Here is a 24,999-nt window from a genome sequence, read left to right as displayed (position 1 = left end):
CCGTGCTGTTATCGTCCATCGCATGACCGAACTGATCGCTCCCACGGGACGGCTGCATTCCTCGTGGCTCGCAGCGCGCGACGAGTGGCCGCCTGGTGCGCACCAGGACGGGGCCGGTTTGCGGCTGGTTGATGACGATGACCTCGACAGTCCGGAAGTGTTCGCCTCATGGGTCGAGCGGCTGCACCAGCAGTCAGACCCGTCGCTGCCTGTCGGCGAAGAACGCGTTCACGCCACCCACTGGTGGATCGTCGACGGCGAGACCTACCTCGGAGCCATCGACCTTCGGCACTATCTGAACGACTTTCTGCTGGAAGTCGGCGGACACATCGGCTACAGCATCCGGCCTTCTGCCAGAAGACAAGGAGTGGCCACGTGGGCGCTGGGAGCAGTTCTGCGCAAGGCGCAGGGGCTCGGTCTGGACCGAGTCCTTCTCACTTGTGACGACGACAACGTCGGTTCGGCACGCACCATCGAGAGAAACGGCGGCGTCCTGGAGGATGTGCGCAGCACCGAAATCGGGGTGAAGCGCCGCTACTGGATCGCTCTCGATGACGCCGGTCACACCCATTCGGCGAGAACGGCCACCTCGTAGCGGACGGCGAGTTCGTCGTCCGCGCGGCTGAGGGAGTGACGCCCGTTCGGGGGTGACAGCCGTACCTCCTTCAGCCTGTCGGAGGCCGGGCCGGAGACGATCCGCCGCGCCCACGCCGTGCGCCCGGTCGCCGCCGTCCAGTCGGAGTACTCGCTGTGGACCCGGGACGTCGAGGAGCGGGTGCTGCCGGTGCTCCGCGAGCCGGGCATCGGCTTCGTGCCGTACTCGCCACCCGGCCCCGGCCTCACGCCTGCGGACCGAGTGCCGTTCCGGTGGAGACGACACTCGCCGATTCCTTGAGCTCGACGAAGATCGCGTGTGTCTCGGTGCCGCCGATGTTCTGCCCGGCGTGCTCCTGCGCGCTGAGCCAGCGCACCTGCCCCGCTTCCAGGGCGAGCTCGACCTGCTGATCACCGGCGGCCAGGCGGCGGGTGAAGGACGACAGGGTGATCATCACACTGTCCGGGTGGCCGTGCGGGCTGGTCGCGTCGCCGGGCCGGTCCCGGTAGCGCAGCACCCGCACCCGTTCGTTCTCGAAGACCACCGTGTAGAGATCCGGATTCGTCACCGCGGGATCGGCGCTCATGGACACCTCGCAGGGTTCGCCACACCGCTATATGGGACGACGGTACCATGATGGGCATGTCAGTACCATATGAGCTGACCGGCCGGCACCAGCAGAAGGCCCGCACTCGCGGAGCCCTGGTCGAGGCCGCCCGCCGCCTGCTGGCCGACGGCGCCGACCCCACCGTAGAGGACGCCGCCGCCGCGGCCGGGATCTCCCGCACCACTGCTTACCGCTACTTCCCCAACCAGTACGCCTTGCTGGCCGCCGTCCATCCCCAGATCGAACAGGCCTCCCTGCTCCCCCCGGACCCGCCGGCCGACCCCGAGGCCCGGCTGGACCTGGTGATGACCGCCTTCATCCAGCTCACCCTCGACTGGGAACCGCAACTGCGCACCTCGCTGCGCCTGTCCCTGCACCCCGACACCGGCCAGCCGCCTCTGCGCGGCGGGCGGGCCATCGGCTGGATCGAAGACGCCCTGGCCCCGCTCGCCCACACCCACCCCGGCCTCGACCTGCACCGGCTGGCCGTGACCATACGCTCGGCCACCGGCATCGAGTCGTTGATCTGGCTCACCGACATCGCCGGACTCACCCGCCGGCAAGCGGCCGACACCATGCGCTGGTCAGCCCGCGCCCTGCTCACCGCAGCCCTCGACGAACACCGGCCTGGCAGCCAGGTCAGCGATCAGCGGACTCCCACCACACCAGATGGGCGGCCGCCTGCGCCACCGGCTCGATGATCTCCCACCCCTCGGCGATCAGCCCATCGTCGAGCCGCCAGATGTCGACGACCGCGATCCCCGGCTCCTCGCCAGGAAGCCGGCGCCGCGAGTGCATCACCACGTGATCACCGTCGGCCAGCACGTGCTGGATCTCGACCCGCATGCCGGCGAGCGGGACGAGCGCGGCGCGCACGGCGGCGAGCCATTCCGCCTTGGTCGACGAGGTCGAATCCGGCCGGTGATGGACGAAGTCATCGCTCAGCAACGGCGCCAGCGCTTCGACGTCACCCGTCCTGACCAGTTCCGTCAGCGCGCGTTGGACGATGCTCTTGTTCTCTGCAGTCATGGACGCAGTGTTTCCGTCCGTCGCGACCGTTGTCGATGAAGTCCCATTTCATGGCGTACGGCGCCACGAGGAGTAGCATCGGCGATCATGTACACGGTGGGGGAGCTGCTGCGGCAGTGGCGGCAGCGCCGGCGGCTCAGCCAGCTCGATCTCGCGATCGCCGCCGACGTCTCGGCCCGTCACGTCAGCCTGGTCGAGACCGGCAAGTCCAGACCGAGCGCCGACATGGTCCTCCGGCTCGCGGATCAGCTCGATGTGCCGCTGCGTGAGCGCAACCGGCTGCTGCTCGCCGCCGGCTTCGCCCCCCGCTACGCCGAGCGGCCGCTCGACCGTGACACCCTGTCGGCGGCGTGGGGCGCGATCGAAAGGGTGCTCCGGGCGCACGAGCCGTTCCCGGCGCTGGTCATCGATCGCCGATGGAACATCGTGATGACCAATCGCGCTCTGAACCCGTTCCTCGCGGACGTCGCCCCCGACCTGCTGAAGCCGCCGATCAACATGGTGCGGCTGGGACTGGACCCGCGCGGGCTCGCTCCACGGATCGTCAATCTCGCCGAGGTGCGGGCGGTGCTCCGTGCCCGGATCACGCGTCAGCTCGCCACTGCTCCCGACCCAGCGCTCGCTGCGCTCTACGAGGAGTTGCTGGCTCCCTACTCCGAGGACGCGAGCCACCCGATCGAGTCCGAGGTCGTGATCCCGATGATCTTCTGCTTCGGCGGGCGAGAAGTGCGGCTGTTCTCGACCACCACCACGTTCGGGACCCCGATGGACATCACGCTGGACGAGGTCGCGATCGAGTCGTACTACCCGGCGGACGAGGAGAGCGCCGCCTACTTCACGAAGCCCGACGCCGACGCCCGAGCCGGCTGATCGGGAGCTTGCGACCGGCGCCGCCCCGCGCTCGCGAAAGAGCGCGGGGCGACGGAAGCCGGCCGTGAACTCGTCGCCGCCACAGGCCGGTGCGGGCGACGCTACGGCAGGGCGGGCACGGCCGGCGCGGTGTTGGTCCAGCCGGCCTCGAGCACGATCTGGGTGCTGGTCTCGTTGAGGGACAGCTTGCCGGTGATCGCGGTCGTCCGGCCCTCGGACAGCAGCAGCATCGTGCCGGTGTCCACGATCATTTCGGTCTCCTCCTTGATCGTCAGTCCGTTCTTCTGATCGGCCTTCGGGTGATCGATCGACAGGGCCGCGCCGGCTCTGCCCATGCTGTCCTTGGTCTCTCCCTGCGAACGGACACTGGGCATCGTCAGCAAGAGCTGGTAGGCCGCGGCGCGGACGTTCTTGGGCGCCGGAAGCTGATTGAGCATCCCCGGCAGCGCCCCGGTGATGTACTGGTCCACGTTGTTCTGCTTGACCCGTGAGACCCGCGCGGCCTCGGAGAGCCAGGACTTCAACGCGTTCGGGTCCGCGGGCAGTCGCTGGACCTCCTCGTACGTCAACTTCTGCCCGGCCAGAAAGAACTTGTCGTCGTTGCCGCGTACGGGCCCGACGTGGCCCTTGTCCGGCTCGGTCGACAGCTTCACGACCTGGCCGTCGGCCGTGCGGGTCCACTTGGCCGGCGAGCCGTCACGGCGCCACGCCTTCCGGTCCGCCGCGCTCTTCGGGTACGCCCCCGCCTTCCGGTATCCGAACCAGGCCTTGCCGTCGGGCGCGGTCCATTCCTCGCTGAGATCCTGCTCCACCACCCAGTAGCGATTCGCGCCGCTGCCCATCTGGCGGGGACCGGTGCGCTGGGTCAGCACCCTCGTATGCCAGTAGGCGCCTTCAGGCGGAGCCGACGCGGCGGCCGCGAGCCGCGTCTCCGGCGCCTTCGCGACGCTCGGCAGGCCCAGCAGGGCGGCGGTGCCCACGGCGGCCAGGCCGGCCCCGACGGCGATCAGCGGCCGGACCGGTGCTGTCGCGAGCTTCATCTGTTTCCTCCAGAGGTCCGAAGTGACGTCCCCCAATACGCCTGGGCGCCTGACAAGGTTGCCTGCGACACTCGGGCAACTGTTGGAGGATCCAAGGCGTATTAGGAGGCGTGAAACGGGACAGACAGACGTGAGCGGCGCGGAGCACGACTTCGGCGCATTCGTGGCCGCAAGGGCCACGACCCTGCTGCGGGTCGCCTATCTCGCCTGCGGGAACGAGGCGGAGGCGGAGGACCTGCTGCAGACGGCGCTGGAGCGTACTTACAGGAACTGGGACAGGGTGCGGCACGACAGCCCCGAGCCCTATGTGCGCCGCGTCATCATCAACACCGCCATCAGCCGGGCCCGCCGCCGGGCGATCCTGAGCATCATCCCGATGCGCATCCTGCCGGAGAGGGCGGCGCGCTCGACCGACGTCGATCTGCGCCACCTGCTCATGGACGCGCTGCGCGATCTGCCTCCCCGGCAGCGCGCGGTGGTCGTCCTGCGGTACTGGGAGGACCTCAGCGAGGCGCAGACCGCGGAGGTGCTCGGCTGCACGGTCGGCACGGTGAAGAGCCAGACATCGAAGGCGATGGCCAAGCTGCGTGCAGCGCTCGGCGAGACATCCGTGGAAGGAGTGATCGGCAATGCCCACGCTTGAGGAACGGCTCCGCCAGGTCATGGCGGACGAGACCGCGCGGCTGCACGCCGCGCCCGACCTGGTGGACCGGGTCGTCCGGTCCACGCGGCGGAAGAGGACGCAGGGCAGGGTCGCGGCCCTGGCCACGTCGGTGGCCGTCATCGCGGCAGCCCCCCTCTACCTGACGGTGGCCCCGGGCGCCATGCAGACGCCCGCTGTCTCGGAGACGCCGGCCGTCTCCGAGACGCTGGGTCCGCCCGCCATCGACGACACCCCGCCCGTGCCGTCCGAACCCCCCAGCCTCGGGGACCTGGGCGACGGGAAGACGCTCAAGCACGTCAAGGTGGGTTACCTGCCCAAGGGCCTGAAGTGGGGCAACTGGTCGGTGGACTACGGCGACAGCTACTCGACCTCGTGGAACTTCGACGGCGACGAGCCCGGCTCCTACTGCGTGCAGATCTTCGTGTACGAGGGTGAGGCCGTCCAGCAGCTCGACGAGCGCGTGCAGGCGCACCGCGACGAGGGGGAGGGCAAAGAGGTGACCGTCGGCGACCGGACCGGCTACTCGGTCATCGCGAACGTCGGCGAGGACGGCATGGCGGGCACCCCCACGCTCTTCCTGAACATGGGGGAGCAGCGGCGGGCCGAGATCATGTTCAGCCCTACGTACGTGAAGAAGTTCCCCGACGCCAAGGCCGTCGAACGCGAGCTCACCAAGATCGCCGAAGGGCTCACCGCCGACAACTAGGGCCTCCCTCTGTCCGCTCTGTGACATATACATCACAATGGGTAACAACATTGCGCGCATCCAGTGCTGTCACGCGAGCGGTAGATCGGGTCGGCTGGGCGCCGGGGGCCGTCCAGGCGACCCGACCTACGAGGGGAGATCTGATGAAGGGGTACGACGTCGAGGGGCCGGCGCTCGAACTCGGGGCCCTGGTGCGTGAGGACGGCACCGCCGACCCCTCCGAACAGATCCGGATCGCCCTGAGCACGCTGAACCGGCACGGACTGGTGGCGGGTGCCACCGGAACGGGCAAGACGAAGACCCTCCAGCTCATGGCGGAGCAGCTCGCGGCCCAGGGCGTGCCGGTGTTCCTCGCCGACATCAAGGGCGACCTGTCGGGGCTGGCCTCGCCGGGCACGGCCTCCGATCGCGTCACCCGGCGGGCCGCCGAGGTCGGCCAGGCCTGGCAGCCCACGGCCTGTCCGGTGGAGTTCCTCTCCCTGGGCGGCCTGGGGGCCGGGGTTCCGATCCGCGCCACCATGACGGCCTTCGGGCCGACCCTGCTCGCCAAGGTCCTCGGGCTCAACGAGACGCAGGAGTCGTCGCTCGGACTGATCTTCTACTTCGCCGACAAGAACGGAATGCCGCTGCTGGACCTCAAGGACCTGATCGCGGTCATCCGGTATCTGACCGCCACGCCTGAGGCGCTGAGCGGCATCGGCGGTCTGTCGGCGGCGACGGCGGGGGTCATCCTCCGGACGTTGACCAACTTCGAGGCGCAGGGGGCGGAGGCGTTCTTCGGCGAGCCGGAGTTCGACGTGCGCGACCTGCTCCGGGTGACCCCGGACGGCCACGGGATGATCTCCATCCTCGAGCTGCCCGCCGTGCAGGACCGGCCGCAGCTCTTCTCCACCTTCCTGATGTGGCTGCTCGCCGATCTCTTCCACGTGCTGCCCGAGGTGGGGGATGTCGACAAGCCGAAGCTCGTGTTCTTCTTCGACGAGGCGCACCTGCTGTTCGACGACGCGTCCAAGGCGTTCCTGCAGTCGATCACCCAGACCGTGCGGCTGATCCGGTCGAAGGGGGTGGGAGTGTTCTTCGTCACCCAGACGCCGAAGGACGTGCCGGGCGACGTGCTGGCCCAGCTCGGCGCGCGCGTGCAGCACGCCCTGCGCGCCTTCACCCCCCAGGACGCCAAGGCGCTCAAGGCCACCGTGTCGACCTTCCCCGAGTCCGCGTACGACCTGGAACGGCTGCTGACCGAACTCGGCACCGGCGAGGCCGTCGTCACGGTCCTGTCGGAGACGGGCGCGCCGACCCCGGTGGCCTGGACCCGCCTGCGCGCCCCTCAGACGCTCATGGCGCCGTCGAGCCCGGACGTGATCCAGAGCGTCATCGGCGCCTCGCCGCTTCAGCAGAAGTACGGCACGGCGGTCGACCGCGAGTCGGCGTACGAGATCCTGTCCACGAAACTGTCCGACCAGCAGCGCCCCGAGACCCCCGCCGCCCCCGCTCCGGAAGCGCCGCGCGAGCCGGACAGGCCCAGGGAGCGGAAGCCCGAGCCCAAGCAGTCCGTGCTGGAGAGCGTGCTGGAGTCCAAGGAGTTCCGCTCGATGGCGCGGTCGGCGGCATCCGCTCTCGGCCGGGAGATCACCAGATCCATCTTCGGCACCGCCCGCCGCGGGCGACGCTGAACCCGCGAGGCTCGGCGACACAGAAAAGACCAGCTGGGGGTAGGGCCGCAGCGCGGCCCGCCCAGGCCCTGGGCATGGTCCGAATAGGACACTCCCTGTCCGCTTCGCCTGCGACCGTTGTCGCGTGCCAGTCGACGACGACAACCCGAAGGACCCGAACGCCGTGACCGCCACCGCCACACTCCCTCAACCCGCGACGCAGAGCGGGGCGACCTGGGCGCCGCGCTCGCGACCCACGCTCCGCCCTGACCGACACCGTCCACAGGCCCATCGGCGAGCGCACCGGGGCCTGAGCCGATGACCGTTCTCAATACCCGGGCGCTCAACCGCGCGACGCTCGCCCGGCAGCTGCTGCTCGATCGCGCCGACGTGCCGGTCCTCGACGCCGTCGCGCACCTGTGCGGCCTGCAGGCGCAGGAACCGCAGGAACCGTTCGTCGGGCTCTGGTCGCGGCTGCGCGCGTTCGACCCGGCGGTGCTCTCGGACCTGCTGATCCGGCGGGGCGTGGTGCGCACCCACCTCATGCGCCGCACCGTCCACCTCCTCGCCGCCGACGACGCCCTCGCCTGGCGGGCCCGCCATGACGCCATGCTGCGCCAGCGCGTACTCGGGACCTATCGCCGCGAGCTCGCCGGGACAGATCTCGACGAGCTCGCCGCAGCGGGCCGGGCGGTGATGGCCGATGACGAGCCGCGCTCGATGACCGAGCTTGCGCGGGCGCTTGCCGAGCGCTGGCCGACGCCGGGACCGCGGGCGCTGGGGGAGATGCTGATCGCCGCCCTCGTCCCAATGGCGCAGCTGCCTCCGCGCGGGCTCTGGCGCACCAGGGCGGGAGTGCGCAACGTCCTGCTCTCCTCCTGGCTGGGCCGCGAGATCGACCCCCCGTCCCAGGACGGCTCCGATCCGGTCGGTGAAACGCTGGTACGGCGCTATCTGGCAGCATTCGGCCCTGCCGCCACGGCCGACGTGCGCGCCTGGTGCGGCCTCGCCGGACTGCCGGCCGCGGTCGCCGCGGTACGCGAGGAGCTGATCACCTTTCGGGACGAGCGTGGCCGGGAACTGCTGGACCTCCCCGACGCCCCGCGCCCCGACCCTGACACACCCGCCCCGGTGCGGTTCCTGCCGGCGTTCGACAACGCGCTCCTCGGTTACCACGACCGCCGCCGGATCATCGACGACGCCCACCGCGGCCTGTCCGTCGCCGGAGCTCGCGTCGTCCTGGTCGACGGCCGGGTCGCCGCGACCTGGAGCGTCGAGGCCGGCACCGTGAGCGTCAGCCCGCTGCGCCCCTTCTCCCGGGACGACCGCGCCACCGTGGCCGAGGAGGGGCGGGCGCTGGCGTCGTTCCTCTCCGACAACGACAGTCACCGCGTACAGATCGCCGCGTCTCCCCAGTGAGTGACACGTAAGCCCGCATGGCCACCGTCCCTCACACTGGCCGCTGTCCTTCAGGCCGTGCGTGACCCCTATGCGGGGCGCACGCCGTTGACGGCGAGGTCGAGCAGCCGGTCGGCTTGATCGGCGGCGTCGGGTTCGTGCTCGGTGGCCAGGGAGATGGCGTTGACGAGCTTGAGCAGCTCGACGATCGAGATGTCGGGGCGTACGGCGCCCGCCTGGCAGGCACGACCCAGCAGTTCCTGCCCGGCGTTCACGATCAGGTCGTGACACGTGTCGCCCAGGCCGGGGTCGCCGTCCTGGGCGCCCTGGATCAGCGAAGCGGCCAGGCCCCGGTTGGACGAGGCGTGCCGCGCAACGGCCCTGAGCCAGGTGACCAGGGCTTGACCTGGCTCGGGGCCGATCGCCAGGTCGCGGGCGGTGGCGCACAGGGCTTCGACCTTGTCGCGGAAGACCGCCTCCAGCAGCCTCTGCCGGGACGGGAAGTGCCGGTGCAAGGTGGCCGAGCCGACGCCGGCGCGCCGGGCGATCTCCTCCAGGGACGCGTCCGCCCCCTGCTCGGCGACGGCTGCGGTGGCGGCGGCGAGGATCCGGTCGTAGTTGCGGCGGGCGTCCGCGCGCCTGGGCCGTGCGGGCGGCATCGGCGTACGGCTGTCGTGCGGCATGCGGTCTCCGGCGGGCTTGCGAAAACGGGGTGGCCCTCCATATCGTACTCAACCGTAACCGGGGGGCCACCCCATTTGTCGGAGTGGCTGCTCCATGCCAACTCTCTGGAGACGCAGCGTGAACACCACGGAAGACAAGACCATCGTCGTTGTGGGGGCGACCGGCCTGCAGGGCCGTGCCGTGACCGAGCAGCTGCTCGCAGCCGGCCGGCCGGTGCGGGCGGTGACCCGCGATCCGGGCACCACCCGGGCCCGGGCCCTGGCGCGGGCCGGAGCGCAGCTCGTGCAGGCCGAGATGGACGACGTCGCCTCGCTGATCGCCGTGGCCGAAGGCGCCTACGGCATGTTCAGCGTCCAGCCCACCGTCGGCTCACCGGGCACCCCGGCGGGCTTCTCCGCCGAGGATGAGGTCCGCTGGGGGTGCAACGTCGCCGACGCGGCCCATGCCGCGAAGATGCGGCACCTGGTCTACGCCTCGGTCGCCGGCGCGGGGCGCCACAACACCGAGAAGCTGCCGCAGAACGTGGTCAGCAAGTGGCGGATCGAACAGCACATCACCCGGCTGGGCCTGCCCGCGACGTTCCTGCGGCCGGTCTCCTTCATGGAGAACTACACCGGCGCCTACCACCTGCACGACGGCGCCGTGGCCACCGCGTTCGCCGCCGACGTGCCACAGCAGATCATGGCCGTCGACGACGTCGGCCACTTCGCCGCCCTGGCCTTCGCCCGGCCGCAGGAGTGGATCGGCCGCGCGGTGGACCTGGCCGGGGACGAGCTGACCCCCGTACAGATCGCCGCCGCCATCTCCGACGCCGTCGGGCGGCAGCTGCCGTACGTCCGGATCCCGCTCGAGGTGATCGCCGAGGCCGGCGAGGAGTTCGCCTTCGCCTACAGCTGGCTCAACGGGCCCGGCTGGCGGGCCGACGTCTCCTTCACCCGCGCGCTGCATCCCGGACTGATGGACCTGCGCACCTGGTTGGCCCGCTCCGGCGCGGCCCGGATCATCGACTTCCTGGCCGCTCAGGACACCGCCGGGCAGGCCCGATGAGCAGCCGGACCATCGACCTCGGTCAGGTCGGCATCTGGGCGGGCGAGCTGGACCGCTACCCCGCCGCCGTCGTCCGCGAGGCGGTCGCGGCCGTCGAAGACCTCGGCTATCCGGCCCTGTGGTTCCCCGAGACGACCGGCCGCGAAGCCATGGCGCAGGCCGCCTGGCTGCTGTCGGCCACCCGGCGGACCGTCATCGCCACCGGCGCCGCCGGCATCTACGCCCGGGACGCGGTGGACGCCGCCCCCTTCGGGCGCCCTCGTTCCGTCAGGCGCCGCCGCGGCTGCTGGCCGCGCTGGGTCCGAAGATGCTCACCCTCGCCGGCGAACGAGCCTCGGGCGCCCATCCGCTCGGTATGCCGGTCGAGCACACCCGCCAGGCCAGGAAGCTGCTCGGACCGGAGGCGCTGCTGGCCGTCACCCAGCTCGTCGTCCTGGACCCGTGCCGCTCGCGCTCGGCCGGCCTGGCCCGCGCCCACGCGGCGGCGGCGCTGCCCAACCGGCTCACGCTGCTGAGGGCCCTGGGCTTCGACAACCCCGAGTCCCTCGATGACCGGCTGGTCGAGGCGCTGGTGGCCACCGGCGACACCGACGACATCGCCCGCCGCGTCCGCGACCACCTCGACGCGGGCGCGGACCACGTCAGTCTCCACGTGCTCACCTCGACCCCCGAACATCCGCCTTTGCACCAGTGGAGCCGGCTCGCCGCGCGACTCCGGTGAACGGCCCCGCCCGTCACTCCGCGGCGGCCCCGAGGCCGATGACCGGTTTGGCTGCCACTGCCATCAGGTGAGCGCTGACGCCCAGCATGGCCGGCTCGGACTCGGTCAGCCGGATCGCCCGCATGAGCTGCTCCGGCTCTCGCAGCAATTCCTCGAGGTTGCCCAGCGGCCCCGCGAACCCCTCCACGGCCAGGAGACGTTCGTGGATGAATCCGGCCCGTTCCACTTCCGGTCCCACTTCCTCTATCCGGTGGAAATAGGCCCAGAAAACGTCGTCGGGCCTGTCCGGGATATTGCTCTGCCCCGTACGCAGATTCAGGTCGAACGTGTCCCAGATATCTTGATCGCCCAGAAGGCCCCGGGCAGTCGCGTCAATGATCCACGCGTAGCGGCTGATGACCTCGGCCAGTAACCGGCCTCCGGGCCGCAGCACCCGGAAGGCCTCGCGCAGCGCCGACTGCCGATCGGCGGCGTCGGCAAGGTGATAGAGCGGGCCCATCAGCAGCACCGCGTCAAAACTCGCGTCGGGGAGCGGAAGACTGCGGGCATCTCCGAGATGGCACGGGAAGCCGGCAGCGACAGCGGTCGCTTGTTCGATGTGCTTGGGCACCGGATCGACCAGCACCACGTCATAGCCGAGCCTGGCCAGATGCGACGCGTGCGTGCCCGGACCGCCGCCGATGTCGGCAACCTGGCCGCTTTCAGGGAGGAACCGTTCGAAGATGTCCCAGGTGCGGCGGCGGGTGAGTTCGCCACGAGGGGTGGCCCATAGTCGCCCGGCCTCGTCGCTCAGCGCGTAGTGCCGAAGCACCCGTTCGTCCCGTGTCACGACAGAAGTCCCCTCGCGTGCTGGCTCGGCACCCCGAGTTTGGCAGGGGATCTGCTGCTTGATCAACAGAAGACGGCTCCCGCAAGAGCCTGGCCAGGCAGTGAGTGGGACGCACCCTACTCGGTCACGTTGGGATGCCGGCCGTTGAGGAGGGCGGTGCCCAAATGGGTGGTGGCGTGGAGGACCGTCTGACCATGACGCTGGCTCGTCACCAGCCCTGCTTCCCGCAGCGTCGTGACCTGGCGGCTGACCGTGGAAGGCGGGACACGCAGTTGCCTCGCCACCCCGGACGTCGTGCACACGCCGAGAGCGACGGCCTCCAGCACCCGGGCGCGGGTGGGGCCGAGCAGGCCTACCACGGCCTGCGGCGGACCGCCGCTCCCACCGTGCGCCCACGCCGGGTCATGCTCGATGGGGTAGACCAGAACCGGCGGGAGCTCCGGATCACGCAAGGTGACGGGGGCTTGGCGGCAGAAGAAGGACGGCTGCAGGATCAGCCCCCGTCCCTCCAGATGGATGTCGTGCTCGGCCGGATAGGCCAGCTCCAGCACCGGGTACGACCAGCGCGCCGACGGGTGCAACGCGGCGAACACCGCCTCCCAGCCGTTCTCCGACAGCACGTGGAAGCGGCGCGCCCGATCCTTGCCGACCTCTGCCCGGATCTGGGACCAGTACGGCGACAGGCACGCGTCGAAGTAGGCGCCGGCCGCCGTTGCAACGGCTTCCACCGCCTGCGTATCGCCGGCCGCCAGGTCGTGGGTCCAGCGGGGCAGCCGGCCGGCGGGATGCCGGCGGGACAGTTCCTCCAAGTCGGCGCGCAGCCGCTGACGTGGCGTGCGGCGCAGATCCTCCATGCCGGCCTCCAGCGTGCCCGACTCCGTCCGCGGGGTGAGGAAGTCGACGGCGTAGCCGCGGGACGGCGCGAGGGGAGTCAGCCGCCCGATGAGCGACGGCACGCAGCGGAGGGTCCGTCGCTTCCACTCGCCGTAGACCACGCTGTGCTCGCGGCGGCGCAGCCGGTGCAGGCTGAGCATCAGCTCCCACATCGCGTCAGGTTCTCGGGCGATCCGGGTCCTCGCCAGGTCGGCACCGGTGAAGTGGATGCGCAGCACGCTGGCCGCTCCTTCCTGGGGGGAGATCCGGCGGGTTCAAGAAGCGCTTTTCCGGCCCGATGGATTCAGAACCGCAACCCCGGACCGAGGTCCAGGCTGCGATGTCGGTGACGGAATCTCCAGATGATTCAGGCTGGCTTGAACAACGACGTCCGGGAAGAATCAGCTCAAGGGATGCCAATTACGGGGCGTAGATGGTTTACCGCATTCACTTCACCAGTCAGGATCTTGCTCGTACCCGTGTGGCCGAGGCGCCCATGCCCTTGGCGGAGCTGCAGCTGGCGATACGGATGTTGCAAGACCGTGAAGCGGCATGGTTGGACGGCTGGCGCCGACGGGTGCTGCCTCGACTGCCGCAGCACGCGCACATGGTGTTGTCCCTCGTTCCTGCGGTCGGGTGGGCACCGACCTTTCTCGGCCCGGGAAAGGCGGGCACCCTCCAAGAACTGATCGAGCACGTCAGAGCGACCCCATCCGACGTGGTGAACAGTGAACTCGCCATGCTGGCGGAGCGGCAAGCCGTTCCGGCATGGGCCCGCAGCCTCGGCGATGACGAACGGCTGCGAGGGCACCTGTACAACGTGCTCGAGCAGCTGTACGACCAGCTGTTGAGCCCCTATTGGCAGAGGCTGACCGACTGGTTCGTCGCCGACCGCGCTGTTCGGATGCAGCATCTGCTCACCGGAGGCGTCGAGCGGCTGCTCACCTTGGCCAACCCGCGCTGGATGCGCTGGAAGCCGCCGGTGCTGGAGGTGCGGATGGCGAATGGCTTCGACCACGATCTGCATCTTCAGGGCCAGGGCATCGTGCTAGTGCCGTCGGCCTTCGCATCGCGCTCCATCGTCGAGGACGACGAGAACGAACCACAGGTCAGCTATCCGTTGCCCGACCATCAGTCTCTCAACCGGTTGACCGCCCTTGTTCCCGAGCAGGAAGTCCTGGGCTCCATGGGCGCTCTGGCCGCGCTGCTCGGCAACACACGCGCCGCCGTACTGGTCGCCATCGCCGAACGCCCCGGCTGCACCACCACAGAACTGGCCGCGTTCAGTGGCACCACACCTCCAGGCGCCAGCCAGCACGCCACCGTTCTGCGCCAGGCGGGGCTCATCCATACCACCCGCTACCGCAACACCGCACTCCACACTGCCACCGCCCTGGGCATGGCCCTGTTGAACAGGTCGGACGGCACGGCGGACCCGCGAACACTCCAGACATGAATACGGAGCACGAGGTCATCGAGGCGGCCCTGGAGCGCGCGGACGCTCTGGCCGCGGGAGATCCTGATCGGCTGCGCCGGCTACTGCATCCGGCCTTTCACTGGACGTCCCATCTGGGCGAGCAGTTCGATCGGGATGACTATGTTCGGGCGAACACGGCGGGGACCATCACGTGGAAGAAGCAGTCCCTGACCGATCCCGAGGTGGCGGTGGTCGGGCAGCAGGTCGCGGTGCTGCGTTGCATGGTGGCCGACGACGTCGTCACCGGCGAAGGCGGCTGTTCGACGTTCCGGATGCCGATGACGCAGACCTGGGTCAAGGAAGAGGGCCGCTGGCTGTGTCTGGCCGGGCCAGGGCGAGGGCGGAGGCGAGGATGGCGGGTGGCACACGCATGCGTGCCCGCCGGGACGAGGGTTCAGCCATGGGCCTTTCCCGTTCGGGGAATCCGGGAGATGAGTCGAATCGATTCGACTGGACCATAGGCGTCTTCCGGAGCGGCGGTCAAGGGGCGTAGGGCGGGTCAGACGCGCGGCCGGACGGGCCCCGTCGTGCTGCGGAGCGAGATGGGCGGCGCCACCAGGAGGTGGCGGTGCGGCGTGTCCGGGTCGGAGATGCGCTGGATGAGCAGTTCGACGGCGCTCGCGCCCAGTTCGTCGGCGGGGACGTCGGCGGCGGTGAGCGGCGGGTGCAGGTTCTCGGCCCAGTGCTGGGCGGCGACACCGGCGATGGAGAAGTCACCGGGCACGCTCAGGCCCGCCTCGGCCAGCGCGCGGTACATGCCGGCGACGGCGGCCTCGTTGATGGTGGCGATGGCGGTCAGCTCCGGGTGCTGGGCGAGAAGCTGCCCGAGACAGGACTGCCCGGCCTGGGCGTCGTCGGCGCAGCAGACGTGCACGCCGTGCAGGCCGCGTTCGGCGATGGCGCGGTCGAAGCCGGCCTGCGCGCGGTGGCCGGGACCGTAGCCGGCGGCGACCAGTTCGGCGTTGCGGTTGACCAGCGCCAGGTGCCGGTGGCCGAGGTCGGCGAGGTGGTGGACGCACTTGGCGATGAGCGTCTCGTAGTCGATGTCCACCCAGGACATGTCCTCCGGGTGGCCGGTACGGCCGATGCCGACGAACGGCAGGCCGCTCTGCAGCAGCCGGGCGACCCGGTCGTCCTCCAGCCGGATCTCCATGAGGACGACGCCGTCCACGCGCCGGCCGGTGACGACGCGCTCGAAGGAGCGGTCGTGCTCGCCGCCCGAGGGCGACAGCAGGACGTCGAGATCGGCGCGGGCGGCGGCGTCGACCACGCTGGCCACGAAGCCGAGCTGCATGTCGGTCAGACGCCGGCCGGCCGGCGGTATGACCAGCCCGATCGTGCGGGTGCGGCCCTCCTTCAGCGCCCGGGCGGAGGCGTTGGGCCGGTAGCCCAGCTCGTCGATGACCGCCTGGATGCGGCTCTTGGTCGCCTCAGACACCGGGCGCTTGCCGGTGAGCGCGTACGAGACGGTGCTGCGCGACACGCCCGCCCGCTTGGCGATCTCTCCGATGTTCACCCGTGCTCCTCCGATCCGCCGGTCGCCGACCATGGTAGGTCGAATCGGTTCCTGAGGTGGACGCCGCCCGATTCACGGCAAGGGTATGCCGCCTGACGGATGAACTCCGTGACTCCTCGGCATTGACTTGAGCGGCAAAGCAGGCCTATGTTCGGGCGAACCGATTCGACGAATCGATTCGACATCGTTCGGAAACAGCCGCGTAACGCCTGTCAGCGGAGGTCAGCTCAATGAGATCAGCGGCAAGGAGCCGGCGTGCGGCCGGCGCGAGTCTGGCGGTTCTGGCCGCCGTGGGCGGGCTGGTCGCCTGCTCGTCATCGTCCGGAAACGGCGACGGCAACGGCGGCGGCTCGACGAGCGCGAGCCAGGCCGCCGGGAGCGGGACGTACACGGTCTGGGACCCCTACCCGCAGTACGACAAGAGCTCGGAGTGGGTGAAGCTGCTGGAGAAGTGCGGCACCGACGCCGGGGTGAAGGTCGAGCGCACCGGTTACGACACCAGCGACCTGACGAACAAGGCGCTGCTGGCGGCCCAGCAGGGCAACTCGCCGGACGTGCTGATCGTGGACAATCCGGTGGTCTCCACCCTGGCGGAGGCCGGGGTGCTCACGACCACCGAGGAGAACAAGCTCGACGTCTCCGCGATCGCGCCGAACCTGCTGGCGGCCGGCCAGAGCGGCGGCAAGACGTACGGCGTCCCGATCGGCGCCAACACCCTCGCCCTCTACTACAACAAGGAGGTCCTGAAGAAGGCCGGCGTGGACATCGCCTCGGTGAAGGACTGGGCCTCGCTGACTGCCGCGCTGGAGAAGGTGAAGGCGGCCGGCAAGAAGGGCATCACCTTCTCGGCGATCGGCACCGAGGAGGGCAGCTTCCAGTTCCTGCCCTGGTTCTGGGGCTCCGGCGCGAACCTCACCAAGCTCGACTCGCCCGAGGGCGTCTCGGCCGTGGCGCTGTGGGCCGACTGGCTGAAGAAGGGGTACGCCCCCAACTCCGTCATCAACAACACCCAGACGACGAGCTGGCAGGAGTTCGCCGGCGGCGATTACGCCTTCGCCGAGAACGGCACCTGGCAGCTCGCCAACGCCAAGAAAGCCGGCTTCGAGTACGGCATCATCCCGGTCCCCGGCAAGTCCGGCGGCACCGCGCTCGCCCCGACGGGCGGTGAGTTCGTCAGCGTTCCCGTGCAGTCCGACACCGGCCGCTACGCCACCTCCCAGAAGCTCGTGGCCTGCCTGACCAGCACCGACAACTCGCTGACCACGACCACCACCCTCTCCTACATCGCCCCGACGGAGGCGGTGCAGGCCAAGCAGGTGGCGGCCACACCCGACCTGAAGGTGTGGGTGGACGCGGTCAAGGCGGCCAAGGGTCGCACCAGCGACGACCTGGGCACCAAGTACCCGAAGATCTCCGAGCCGATGTGGGGCGCGGTGCAGGCGGCGCTGAGCGGGTCCAAGTCGCCGCAGGAGGCGATGGCGGCGGCCCAGTCCGCGGCGGCGAGCGCGATCCAGTAGGCGGGCATGAGCCGAGTCATACAGGAACCCGTGCGTACCGCCCGGACGACGGCACGGCGTCGCCGGGCGGCACGCGCGCGGTCAGGCCAGTGGGCAGCCTGGGCGTTTCTCGCCCCGGTCGTGCTCTATCTGCTGGTGTTCTACGCCTATCCGCTCTATCGCAACGTCGAGCTGAGCCTGCGCAACTACACCGTTCGCTCGTTCGTGCAGGGTGACGCCCCGTTCGCCGGGTTCGCCAACTACGCCAAGGTGTTCGCGGACGCGACGTTCGGGCCCGCGCTCTGGCACACGGTGGTGTTCACGCTGGTGTCGCTGGCCTTCCAGTTCGTCATCGGGCTGGCGCTGGCGCTGTTCTTCCTGAAGAACTTCCGGCTGTCGGCCACGCTCAGGGGGCTGTTCCTGGTGCCCTGGCTGCTGCCGCTGATCGTGTCCGGCTCGACGTGGTCGTGGATGCTCAACAGCGACTCCGGCGTGGTCAACGCCGTGCTGAGCTGGTTCGGGATCGGGCCGGTCAACTGGCTGACCTCGCCGGACTGGTCGCTGTGGTCGGTCGTCATCGCCAACATCTGGATCGGCATCCCGTTCAACCTCGTGGTGCTCTACTCCGGGCTGCAGGCGATCCCGCCGGCCATCTACGAGGCCGCGGCGCTGGACGGCGCGGGCGGCTGGCAGCGGTTCTGGAAGGTGACGTTCCCGCTGCTGCGGCCGGTGTCGGCGATCACGCTGCTGCTCGGCCTGGTCTACACGCTGAAGGTGTTCGACATCATCTGGATCATGACCAAGGGCGGGCCGAGCGGCGCCTCGACCACGTTCGCGACCTGGTCCTACCGGCTCGGGTTCGGCAACCTGGTGCCCTCCTTCGGGCCCGGCGCCGCCGTGGGCAACCTGCTCATCGTGACGGCTCTCGTCTTCGGGCTGGTCTACATCCGCGCGCAGCGAAGGCAGGCTCCCCTATGAGGCGCGTCAAGACCGCGGTCGGGCTGCTGCTCACCGCCGTGATGCTGTTCCCGGTCTACTGGATGATCAACGTGTCGTTCACCCGTGACCAGGACATGCGCAAGAGCCCGCCGAACTGGTTCCCGGCCGACGGCACCCTGGACGGCTACCGGGCGGTGCTGGACCAGCAGCTGCCGTACCTGGGGGTGAGCCTGGTCGTCGGGGTCGGCACGGTCGCGCTGACCCTGCTGCTCGCGGCGCCGGCGGCGTACTCGCTGGCCAAGCTGCGCCCGCGCGGCGGCGGGGCGCTGAGCTTCGTGCTGCTCATCGCGCAGATGATCCCCGGGATCATCATGGCGATGGGCTTCTACGCCATCTTCCTGTCCACCGGCGTGCTCAACACCGTTCCCGGGCTGATCGTGGCCGACTCCACGCTCGCCGTGCCGTTCGCGGTGCTCATCCTGACCACGTTCATGTCCGGAATCCCCGAGGAGCTGCTGCAGGCCGCCCGCACCGACGGCGCCGGGGTGGTGCGTACGTTCGTCTCGATCGTGCTGCCGGTCAGCCGCAACTCGCTCATCACGGTGTCGCTGTTCGCGTTCCTGTGGGCGTGGTCGGACTTCATCTTCGCCTCCACGCTCGACCAGGGCGGCGACCACCAGCCGATCACCCTCGGCATCTACCACTACATCGGCAACAACAACCAGGAGTGGAACGCCATCATGGCCACCGCCGTGATCGCCTCCGTCCCGGCCGCCATCCTGCTCGTCATCGCCCAGCGCTACGTCGCCGAAGGCGTCACCGCGGGCGCCGTCAAAGACTGACCTTCGCAGAAGGGACCTTCGCTTCATGACCGTCGCCGCTGCGGGCCCGGTGTTCTCCCTGCGGGAAATCCCGTTCAGCCATCGCGGATCCTGGTTCGGCTTCTCGCCCGTGGTGGCGGAGAAGACCTACGCCCAGGACGTCCACCTGGTCTCCCACCAGACCGGCATGCACCCGATCCTGCGCCTGGCCCCCACCGCCGAGGCCGCCGTCACCGCGACGCCGCACCTGCTCACCTGGGCCGGCGATGACGGGCGGATCGACCTGGCCTACGAGAACCCCGACACCGTACGCGTCAGAGGCAGTGGCCTCGGGCTCCGCCTGCTGGCCGCCGACCCCGTGCTGACGCCCTTCAGCGGCCCGTACTTCTACCAGGATCCCGCGGACGGCTCCTACGTCTTCACCGTCTACCAGACCGGCCGCCGCTACCGGGTCACCCTCCTCGGCGGTCAGGCCGAGCATCTCGGCGCGCAGGCGCTCGGCACCGCCGAACGCGGGCTCGTCCTCGGCGGCGCATGGGAGATCGCCATCGAGGAGTACGAGACCGCCCGCGCCCCCTACACGAGCACGGACACCTTCGAGCAGGTGGCCAAGGCCGCACGGGCCGAGTTCGACGCGTTCGCGGCGGCGGTCGCGCCCTGGCGCAGCGACCGCACGCCCGCCGCCGAACTGGCCGCGTACGTGCTGTGGTCGGCCACCGTACGTCCCGCCGGGTTCGTCACCCGGCCGGCCGTGCTCATGTCGAAGCACTGGATGGACAAGGTGTGGAGCTGGGACCACTGCTTCAACGCCATGGCCCTCGCCGAGGGCCTGCCCGACCTGGCCTGGGACCAGTTCCGGCTGCCCTTCGACCACCAGGACGCCGCGGGGGCGCTGCCCGACTCCGTCACCCACTCCGAGATCCTCTACAACTTCGTCAAGCCGCCCATCCACGGCTGGGCCGTGCGCCACCTCCCTCCGGCGCTCGGCACCTACCAGCTGCTGGAACGCTGGACATCGTTCTGGCTCGACGCCCGCCGCGCCCCCGGCCGCGAGCTGCCGCACTACCAGCACGGCAACGACAGCGGCTGGGACAACGCCACCACCTTCGACCCCGAGCGGGTGGTCGAGAGCGCCGACCTGGCCGCCTTCCTCGTGCTGCAGATGCGCGAGCTGGCCCGCCTGGCCGGCGACCCGGACATGTCCGCGCGGTGGACCGAGCAGGCCGACCGGACGCGCGACGCCCTCCTGGCCGAGCTGTGGGACGGCGAGCGGTTCGTCGCCCGCGGCGTGCACTCGGGTCGTACGTGGTCCAGCTCCAGCCTGCTCGACCTCATGCCGATCGTGCTGGGGGAGGAGCTGCCGCAACCGATCCGCGCGGCGCTGGCCGCGCGGATCGAGCGGCACCTGACGGCGTTCGGGCCCGCCACCGAGCTGCCCGGCTCGCCGCACTACCTGGACGACGGCTACTGGCGCGGCCCCATCTGGGCGCCCTCGACCGTCCTGATCGAGGACGGGCTGCGCCGCGCCGGATACCCGGACCTGGCCGACGAGGTCAGCGCCCGCTTCCGCGCATTGTGCGAGAAGTCGGGGTTCGCCGAGAACTTCGACGCACGCACCGGGGAGGGACTTCGCGACCGCGCCTACACCTGGACGGCCAGCGCGTACCTCATCCTCGCCGCCGCCCACGAGCGGCGGACCGGAGCAGGCGCGGTCACCGGCCCCAGAGCCGCCACGTCTGATTGAGCGGACTGGCCTGGCCCACCGGGTTGCAGGGCCACCGGTGGACAGGAGCCCTGGGCGCGGTCGAGATGGCGCTGACATCCACGCACTTGCCGCTGTGGCGGGCGACGAGCTGGTGGTCCCGGGGATCGTCGCCCCCATAGGTGACCCTGCGCTGGGTGAACCGCGCCAGAGGTGTTCCAGCACGTGGATCAGATCACAGACGATATGGATCGGCACGTGGCGGCGATCGGCTCCCAGTCGCGCTTGGCGCGCCTGCGGAATCTACGCCGCCCAACGAGAGTGCGCGACTTTCTTGGGCGGCTTGTGTCTCACACGGTGTGAGGTCGTATTCAGGAGGTGCCGACTTCAGGAGGTGCATCGTGGGAATGGCAGAGCGGGTCGATGAGGTCCTGCGTTCGGGTAAGGCGCCGAACCTGCACGGGCTCGTGGTGATGCGGGACGGGCAGGTGCTGGTCGAGTGGTACGGGGCCGGGCACGACTGAATGTAGCCATCGTCCCACAGGTCAATTCGCCCCCAGCCGTTGCGTCCCCGGAGGTCCGCATGTTTCCCTTGGCCGCTCATGAAAGAAGGGGGGTGCGGCGAACCATCTCCGGCCTCGCTGTTCCTCTTTTTGTGGCCGGGTCCCTCAATTTCGCTGCCCAGCTCGGAATTATCGCCATTCTGGGGCGTATGGGGGGAGAGGCCATTTATGTGCGTTCCCTGTATCAGCCTGTCAGCCTCATCGTTCTTGCCCTGAGTGCGGGCTTCGCGGTCTGCAACCAGGTCGCCGCCGCGATCAGCAAGGGGGCCGGGCGCCCCCAGGACGTCATGTCGAACGCCGCCAGCCTGGCCAGGGTATGGCTCGGGCTCGGCGCGGCCCTGTACCTGGTCCTCGCGGTCGCGGCTACTTCCCTGCCTGGTCTCCTTCATGTGGACGCCGGGCTGCGGGACACGTTTGCCTCCTTCCTGCGCTGGACCAGCGCCGCCAGTCTGCTGGCCGTCGGGGAGGAGCTGTGCGCGTCCAGCCTGCGCGGCTATGGGTATGTGCGACAGGCCACCGTCCTGGTCATCTGGACGGGGAGCGTGCGGATCGGCCTCGTGGCCGGTCTCGGGCTCGGTGCCGACATCGGGATCGCGGCGGTGCCCATCTCTGAGGCGGCAGCGGGTCTGACCGGTCTGGCCATGGGCCTGGTGCTGCTGCGCCGCACCGAGCTGTGGCATCTGCCGACCGTACGGATCTGGCGGCGCGAGGTGTTCACCGACCTGCGCCGCATCGGTGTGCCCATCGCCATGTCCTTTGGGTGCGGCTCTCCCTCAGTGAGTGCCTGAGCTGGGCTTTTGTAGACATGACTGTTTGATCCGGGAACCGCCTTTTACTGTGAGTGCAGACCCGTGAGGCGGTGGTGGCCATGAGCTCGTTGCTCGAGGAACTGGCACGGCGCGAAGCCGCTGCCCGCCGGCGAATCGAGGAGATCCGCGAGCAGATCGCCGCGCTCACCTCACAGATGCAGGACGAGCAGGACCGCTTGTCACGGCTGACGATCACACGGGAGACCGTCGAGGAAATCCTGGGCGAAGCGGCCCAGCTGCTCGATGAGCCCAAGGGACAGGCCGAGGCCGCCGACGCGGCCGGCACCGCGCCGTCGGCACAGCCGCCGGTGCTGGGTGTGGTTACGGTGCCGCACTGGCAACCCGGCATGAATACGGCGGTGCTGCCGCGCGCGTACCGGGACGCGGTGGAGATCATGGCCGATGCCGGGCGGGCGATACGGGCCGGGCAGATCGCGGTGGCGATGGGACTGCCGGATGAGGCCGCCAAGCGGGAAGGGCTGCGCTCTAAGCTGAAGCGGCTGGTGGAACGCGGCTAGGCGAAGGAAGAAGGGCCGGGACTGTTCACGGTGACCGATCCGGTGGCCCGTGAGATGGCCGGGCAGGATGGCGTGGCGTCACGGGACGCAATCGCGTCGTCACCGGGCGGGTGATTGTGGCGGGGCTCTCCCGCCGTCAGGTTCGAAGGTGCCACCCAATCGACCCCGACGAAGGAAGAGCCCTGTGCAGGCACCGTACGACACCGAGGCCACCGCTGACGTCTTTGCGAAGGCGAAGAACACATTCAACTGGCTCATCGGACACCTCACCGACGCGCAGACCGGGACGCTTGCCCATAACCGGCTGGAGGAGACCATCACCGAGCAGGGCCGGGAGCTGCAGCGCCTGCTGCTGCAGGCCCACCTTGACCTGCGCGCGCTGCGCGAGCTGGAGCAGGTACGCCACGCCCGTCACCAGGACGTCGGCGCTGCCGGGGTGATCGGCGCGGACGGGGTGCCGCGGCGGCGGGTGGAGCTCGGGCACCACCGCCTGCTCGCCACGGTGACCGGGACGGTGACGGTCACCCGGTGCGCGTGGCGGGCCCCGGGCGTCGGCAACGTTTATCCGGCGGACGCGGCGTTATCGCTGCCGGCGGTGCGACACTCGGCCGGGCTGGCGAAGCTCGCGGTCATCGAGACGGTGCGCGGCTCGTTCGACGCCGCCCTGGCGGCGATCACCACACGGTGCGGTCAGGTGATCGGCAAACGGCAGATCGAGCAGCTGGTCGCCCAGGCCGCGGCTGACGTCGACGCCTTCTACGCCGCGCGGACCGTGCTGCCGTGCACGGCGTCCACGGTGCTGGCGATCAGCGTGGACGGCAAAGGCATCGCGATGCGCCCCGAAGCGCTGCGGCCCGCGACCGCGAAGGCCGCCGCCCGCGCCCGAGCCACGTTCCGGACGCGGCTGGCGGCCGGGGAGAAACCGGCGCGCAAACGGATGGCGACGCTAGGGGTGGTCTACGACGCCGAACCGGCGCCGCGGCGGCCGCACGATGTGATCGCCGTCCCGGGCGGGCGATCCGGCCGGCGTCTGTCACGGGCCCGGCCGAACGCGACGCGCAAGTGGCTGTGTGGCTCGGTCATCACCGGCCCCGGCCCTGTGATCGCCAAGGTGTTCGACCATGCCGAGGCCCGTGATCCCGCGCACGCCCGTCCCTGGGTCGTGCTCGTCGACGGGGCCCGCCACCAGCTCGACCTGATCATCGCCGAAGCCGCCCGGCGCCGCATCCGCGTCCACATCGTGATCGATTTCGTGCACGTGCTGGAGAAGTTATGGGCTGCTGCGTGGAGTTTGCACCCGCCCGCGGCGCCGGCCGCGGAGGACTGGGTCGCCGGGCATGCCCTGGCCCTGCTGGCCGGGCACACCGGCCAGGTCATCAGCACGCTGACCGCGCAGGCCGCCACAGCCGGCGCGCAGCACCGTGACGGCATCGACGCGTGCATCCGCTATCTGTCCAACAACGCCGAGCATCTGCGGTATGACCAGGCGCTGGAAGCGGGATGGCCAATCGCGACCGGGGTGGTCGAGGGCGCGTGCCGTCATCTGATCGCCGACAGGTTCGACCTGGCCGGGGCGCGGTGGGGCCTGGCCGGGGCCGAGGCGGTGCTGAAGCTCCGCGCGCTGGTCGCCAACGGTCATCTGGAGGAGTACTGGACTTTCCATCTCGCCCGGCAACACGAGCGCGTCCATCAGACCGGCTACCAGGACGGATACGCCCTTACGGCTTGATCGCTTCAGTCACTCAGGAGGAGCCGCACCCATGTCCTTTCTCGTGCTCTCTGCGTACAACCTCGCGGTCATCGGCGTCCTCGGGAACTACGGGGAGAACGCCGTGGCCGGGTTCACGGTCGCTTCCACCCTGCAGAGCGTCGTGCTGCTGCCGGGCATGGTCCTCGGTACAGCCACAGCGATCACCATCAACCAGCAACGCGGCGCGGGCGAATGGCGGGGAATCCGTGAATCGATGCGCGGCGGCATCGAGGTCACCGTCGTGACCTACATGGTGATCGCGGTGCTGGTGTGGTCACTGCATGACCCGCTGGCGCGGCTGATAGGCGGCGACGCCGGGGTGGCCGCAGCTACGGGCAGTTACCTGAGCGCCGTGGCGCTCACCTACGCCGTCCAGGGACCCGTGCTCGCCTCGCTGACCGTCATGGAGGAGACCGGCGGCGGCTTCCGGGCCATCGCGCTCAACGCCATTTACTTCGGCCTGATCGTCGCGGTCGGCGCGGCGGCGGCACACGCCGCCGGCAGCGCGGACGCCTTCTACGCCGCGGTGGCGTACTGCAACCTGATCGGCGTGACGGTGCCCCTCATCGCCGTACGACACATACGAAAACTGTCGGCCAGGGGCAGCGCCGCTCAGGCAGCCGTCCCGACCCGCTGAAGCACAACGGGAGCCGGACGACGACGGGCACGGGGCGGTGTTCCGTCGCAGCCGCA

General features: G+C 69.9%; 28 protein-coding genes and 1 pseudogene. 21 read left to right on the top strand and 8 right to left on the bottom strand.

The annotated features are described in order from the left end of the window. Window positions 1–22 precede the first annotated feature (22 nt). A complete protein-coding gene (locus tag ABD830_RS16170) occupies window positions 23–595 on the top strand; it encodes a GNAT family N-acetyltransferase (protein WP_344987835.1) in 573 nt (190 codons plus the stop codon). A gap of 69 nt (window positions 596–664) precedes the next feature. Beyond that, window positions 665–838: pseudogene (locus ABD830_RS16165) on the top strand (aldo/keto reductase); the annotation flags it as partial. A gap of 1 nt (window position 839) precedes the next feature. On the opposite strand, the gene ABD830_RS16160 reads toward ABD830_RS16165, so the two are convergent. After that, window positions 840–1,181: a cupin domain-containing protein gene (locus tag ABD830_RS16160; RefSeq protein ID WP_344987833.1), complete on the bottom strand. Its 342-nt coding sequence runs from the start codon at window positions 1,179–1,181 to the stop codon at window positions 840–842. A gap of 56 nt (window positions 1,182–1,237) precedes the next feature. Here ABD830_RS16160 and ABD830_RS16155 point away from each other — a divergent pair, with 56 nt between their 5' ends. Beyond that, window positions 1,238–1,903, top strand: coding sequence for a TetR/AcrR family transcriptional regulator (locus tag ABD830_RS16155; RefSeq protein ID WP_344987831.1), 666 nt, complete (start codon window positions 1,238–1,240; stop codon window positions 1,901–1,903). On the opposite strand, the gene ABD830_RS16150 is transcribed toward ABD830_RS16155, so the two are convergent. Continuing rightward, window positions 1,842–2,231, bottom strand: a complete 390-nt coding sequence (locus ABD830_RS16150; protein WP_344987829.1) for a nuclear transport factor 2 family protein — start codon at window positions 2,229–2,231, stop codon at window positions 1,842–1,844. The genes ABD830_RS16155 and ABD830_RS16150 overlap by 62 nt on opposite strands. Window positions 2,232–2,318: 87 nt before the next feature. On the opposite strand from ABD830_RS16150, the gene ABD830_RS16145 reads away from it, so the two are divergent. Continuing rightward, complete coding sequence (locus ABD830_RS16145; RefSeq protein WP_344987828.1) at window positions 2,319–3,101, top strand: helix-turn-helix domain-containing protein; 783 nt, start codon at window positions 2,319–2,321, stop codon at window positions 3,099–3,101. A 101-nt stretch (window positions 3,102–3,202) separates the two neighbouring features. On the opposite strand, the gene ABD830_RS16140 is transcribed toward ABD830_RS16145, so the two are convergent. Then, window positions 3,203–4,141 carry a hypothetical protein gene (locus ABD830_RS16140; protein WP_344987827.1) on the bottom strand — a complete coding sequence of 313 codons (939 nt, stop codon included), beginning with the start codon at window positions 4,139–4,141 and terminating at the stop codon, window positions 3,203–3,205. Between the two features lie 130 nt (window positions 4,142–4,271). Between ABD830_RS16140 and ABD830_RS16135 the strand changes: the two genes are divergently transcribed. The 4 genes from ABD830_RS16135 (at window position 4,272) to ABD830_RS16120 (ending at window position 8,582) form a co-directional block, all read left to right on the top strand. Next, window positions 4,272–4,784, top strand: a complete 513-nt coding sequence (locus ABD830_RS16135) for a SigE family RNA polymerase sigma factor (protein ID WP_344987825.1) — start codon at window positions 4,272–4,274, stop codon at window positions 4,782–4,784. Beyond that, entirely contained in the window at window positions 4,771–5,511 is a 741-nt protein-coding gene (locus ABD830_RS16130) for a hypothetical protein (RefSeq protein ID WP_344987823.1), read from the top strand. The genes ABD830_RS16135 and ABD830_RS16130 overlap by 14 nt, the downstream gene beginning before the upstream one ends. A 143-nt stretch (window positions 5,512–5,654) precedes the next feature. Continuing rightward, a complete protein-coding gene (locus ABD830_RS16125; protein ID WP_344987821.1) occupies window positions 5,655–7,184 on the top strand; it encodes a helicase HerA-like domain-containing protein in 1,530 nt (509 codons plus the stop codon). Window positions 7,185–7,481: 297 nt separating this feature from the next. Next, window positions 7,482–8,582, top strand: a complete 1,101-nt coding sequence (locus ABD830_RS16120; protein WP_344987819.1) for a winged helix DNA-binding domain-containing protein — start codon at window positions 7,482–7,484, stop codon at window positions 8,580–8,582. Window positions 8,583–8,650: 68 nt separating this feature from the next. Here ABD830_RS16120 and ABD830_RS16115 read toward each other — a convergent pair whose 3' ends face one another. Next, a complete protein-coding gene (locus tag ABD830_RS16115; protein WP_344987817.1) occupies window positions 8,651–9,244 on the bottom strand; it encodes a TetR/AcrR family transcriptional regulator in 594 nt (197 codons plus the stop codon). 118 nt (window positions 9,245–9,362) lie between these two features. Between ABD830_RS16115 and ABD830_RS16110 the strand changes: the two genes are divergently transcribed. Together ABD830_RS16110 and ABD830_RS16105 are read left to right on the top strand one after the other, a co-directional pair. Beyond that, window positions 9,363–10,292: an NmrA family NAD(P)-binding protein gene (locus tag ABD830_RS16110; protein WP_344987815.1), complete on the top strand. Its 930-nt coding sequence runs from the start codon at window positions 9,363–9,365 to the stop codon at window positions 10,290–10,292. Window positions 10,293–10,599: 307 nt separating this feature from the next. After that, window positions 10,600–11,013 (top strand): LLM class oxidoreductase, encoded by a 414-nt coding sequence (locus ABD830_RS16105; RefSeq protein ID WP_344987813.1) that lies wholly within the window; start codon window positions 10,600–10,602, stop codon window positions 11,011–11,013. Between the two features lie 13 nt (window positions 11,014–11,026). Here ABD830_RS16105 and ABD830_RS16100 read toward each other — a convergent pair whose 3' ends face one another. Both ABD830_RS16100 and ABD830_RS16095 read right to left on the bottom strand, forming a co-directional pair. Then, complete coding sequence (locus ABD830_RS16100; RefSeq protein ID WP_344987811.1) at window positions 11,027–11,908, bottom strand: class I SAM-dependent methyltransferase; 882 nt, start codon at window positions 11,906–11,908, stop codon at window positions 11,027–11,029. A 50-nt stretch (window positions 11,909–11,958) separates the two neighbouring features. Continuing rightward, window positions 11,959–12,954, bottom strand: coding sequence for an ArsR/SmtB family transcription factor (locus ABD830_RS16095; protein WP_344987809.1), 996 nt, complete (start codon window positions 12,952–12,954; stop codon window positions 11,959–11,961). A gap of 194 nt (window positions 12,955–13,148) precedes the next feature. On the opposite strand from ABD830_RS16095, the gene ABD830_RS16090 reads away from it, so the two are divergent. Both ABD830_RS16090 and ABD830_RS16085 read left to right on the top strand, forming a co-directional pair. Continuing rightward, the gene (locus ABD830_RS16090) at window positions 13,149–14,171 is read left to right on the top strand and encodes an ArsR/SmtB family transcription factor (protein WP_344987808.1); all 1,023 of its coding nucleotides are present in this window, start codon (window positions 13,149–13,151) and stop codon (window positions 14,169–14,171) included. Further along, window positions 14,168–14,653: a nuclear transport factor 2 family protein gene (locus ABD830_RS16085; protein ID WP_344987807.1), complete on the top strand. Its 486-nt coding sequence runs from the start codon at window positions 14,168–14,170 to the stop codon at window positions 14,651–14,653. Before ABD830_RS16090 ends, ABD830_RS16085 begins: the two co-directional genes overlap by 4 nt. Window positions 14,654–14,691: 38 nt before the next feature. Here ABD830_RS16085 and ABD830_RS16080 read toward each other — a convergent pair whose 3' ends face one another. Further along, window positions 14,692–15,708 carry a LacI family DNA-binding transcriptional regulator gene (locus ABD830_RS16080; RefSeq protein WP_344987806.1) on the bottom strand — a complete coding sequence of 339 codons (1,017 nt, stop codon included), beginning with the start codon at window positions 15,706–15,708 and terminating at the stop codon, window positions 14,692–14,694. A 230-nt stretch (window positions 15,709–15,938) separates the two neighbouring features. Here ABD830_RS16080 and ABD830_RS16075 point away from each other — a divergent pair, with 230 nt between their 5' ends. Genes ABD830_RS16075 through ABD830_RS16060 form a run of 4 tightly spaced genes read left to right on the top strand, consistent with a single transcriptional unit; the run spans window position 15,939 to window position 20,708 of the window. Next, the gene (locus ABD830_RS16075; protein WP_344987804.1) at window positions 15,939–17,225 is read left to right on the top strand and encodes a sugar ABC transporter substrate-binding protein; all 1,287 of its coding nucleotides are present in this window, start codon (window positions 15,939–15,941) and stop codon (window positions 17,223–17,225) included. A gap of 6 nt (window positions 17,226–17,231) precedes the next feature. Then, window positions 17,232–18,182 (top strand): carbohydrate ABC transporter permease, encoded by a 951-nt coding sequence (locus tag ABD830_RS16070; RefSeq protein WP_344987802.1) that lies wholly within the window; start codon window positions 17,232–17,234, stop codon window positions 18,180–18,182. Then, on the top strand, window positions 18,179–18,985 hold the full coding sequence (locus tag ABD830_RS16065) for a carbohydrate ABC transporter permease (RefSeq protein WP_344987800.1): 807 nt from the start codon (window positions 18,179–18,181) through the stop codon (window positions 18,983–18,985). Before ABD830_RS16070 ends, ABD830_RS16065 begins: the two co-directional genes overlap by 4 nt. A gap of 25 nt (window positions 18,986–19,010) precedes the next feature. Further along, entirely contained in the window at window positions 19,011–20,708 is a 1,698-nt protein-coding gene (locus ABD830_RS16060) for an amylo-alpha-1,6-glucosidase (RefSeq protein WP_344987798.1), read from the top strand. On the opposite strand, the gene ABD830_RS54645 is transcribed toward ABD830_RS16060, so the two are convergent. Then, on the bottom strand, window positions 20,677–20,790 hold the full coding sequence (locus ABD830_RS54645; protein ID WP_486348593.1) for a hypothetical protein: 114 nt from the start codon (window positions 20,788–20,790) through the stop codon (window positions 20,677–20,679). The two genes, ABD830_RS16060 and ABD830_RS54645, sit on opposite strands and share 32 nt — an antisense overlap. 277 nt (window positions 20,791–21,067) lie before the next feature. Between ABD830_RS54645 and ABD830_RS16055 the strand changes: the two genes are divergently transcribed. The 5 genes from ABD830_RS16055 (at window position 21,068) to ABD830_RS16035 (ending at window position 24,943) form a co-directional block, all read left to right on the top strand. Continuing rightward, a complete protein-coding gene (locus tag ABD830_RS16055) occupies window positions 21,068–21,190 on the top strand; it encodes a hypothetical protein (protein ID WP_344987796.1) in 123 nt (40 codons plus the stop codon). Window positions 21,191–21,249: 59 nt separating this feature from the next. Next, entirely contained in the window at window positions 21,250–22,017 is a 768-nt protein-coding gene (locus ABD830_RS16050) for an MATE family efflux transporter (RefSeq protein WP_344987794.1), read from the top strand. An 80-nt stretch (window positions 22,018–22,097) separates the two neighbouring features. Beyond that, on the top strand, window positions 22,098–22,556 hold the full coding sequence (locus tag ABD830_RS16045) for a hypothetical protein (RefSeq protein ID WP_344987792.1): 459 nt from the start codon (window positions 22,098–22,100) through the stop codon (window positions 22,554–22,556). Window positions 22,557–22,740: 184 nt separating this feature from the next. After that, a complete protein-coding gene (locus ABD830_RS16040) occupies window positions 22,741–24,285 on the top strand; it encodes an ISKra4 family transposase (protein ID WP_344987790.1) in 1,545 nt (514 codons plus the stop codon). Between the two features lie 31 nt (window positions 24,286–24,316). Then, the gene (locus ABD830_RS16035; protein ID WP_344987788.1) at window positions 24,317–24,943 is read left to right on the top strand and encodes an MATE family efflux transporter; all 627 of its coding nucleotides are present in this window, start codon (window positions 24,317–24,319) and stop codon (window positions 24,941–24,943) included. Window positions 24,944–24,999: the final 56 nt, after the last annotated feature.

Origin of the sequence: Nonomuraea helvata (assembly GCF_039535785.1) — a bacterium.
GTDB classification, from domain to species: Bacteria; Actinomycetota; Actinomycetes; order Streptosporangiales; family Streptosporangiaceae; genus Nonomuraea; species Nonomuraea helvata.
This window is presented reverse-complemented; position numbering and strand designations above follow the sequence as displayed.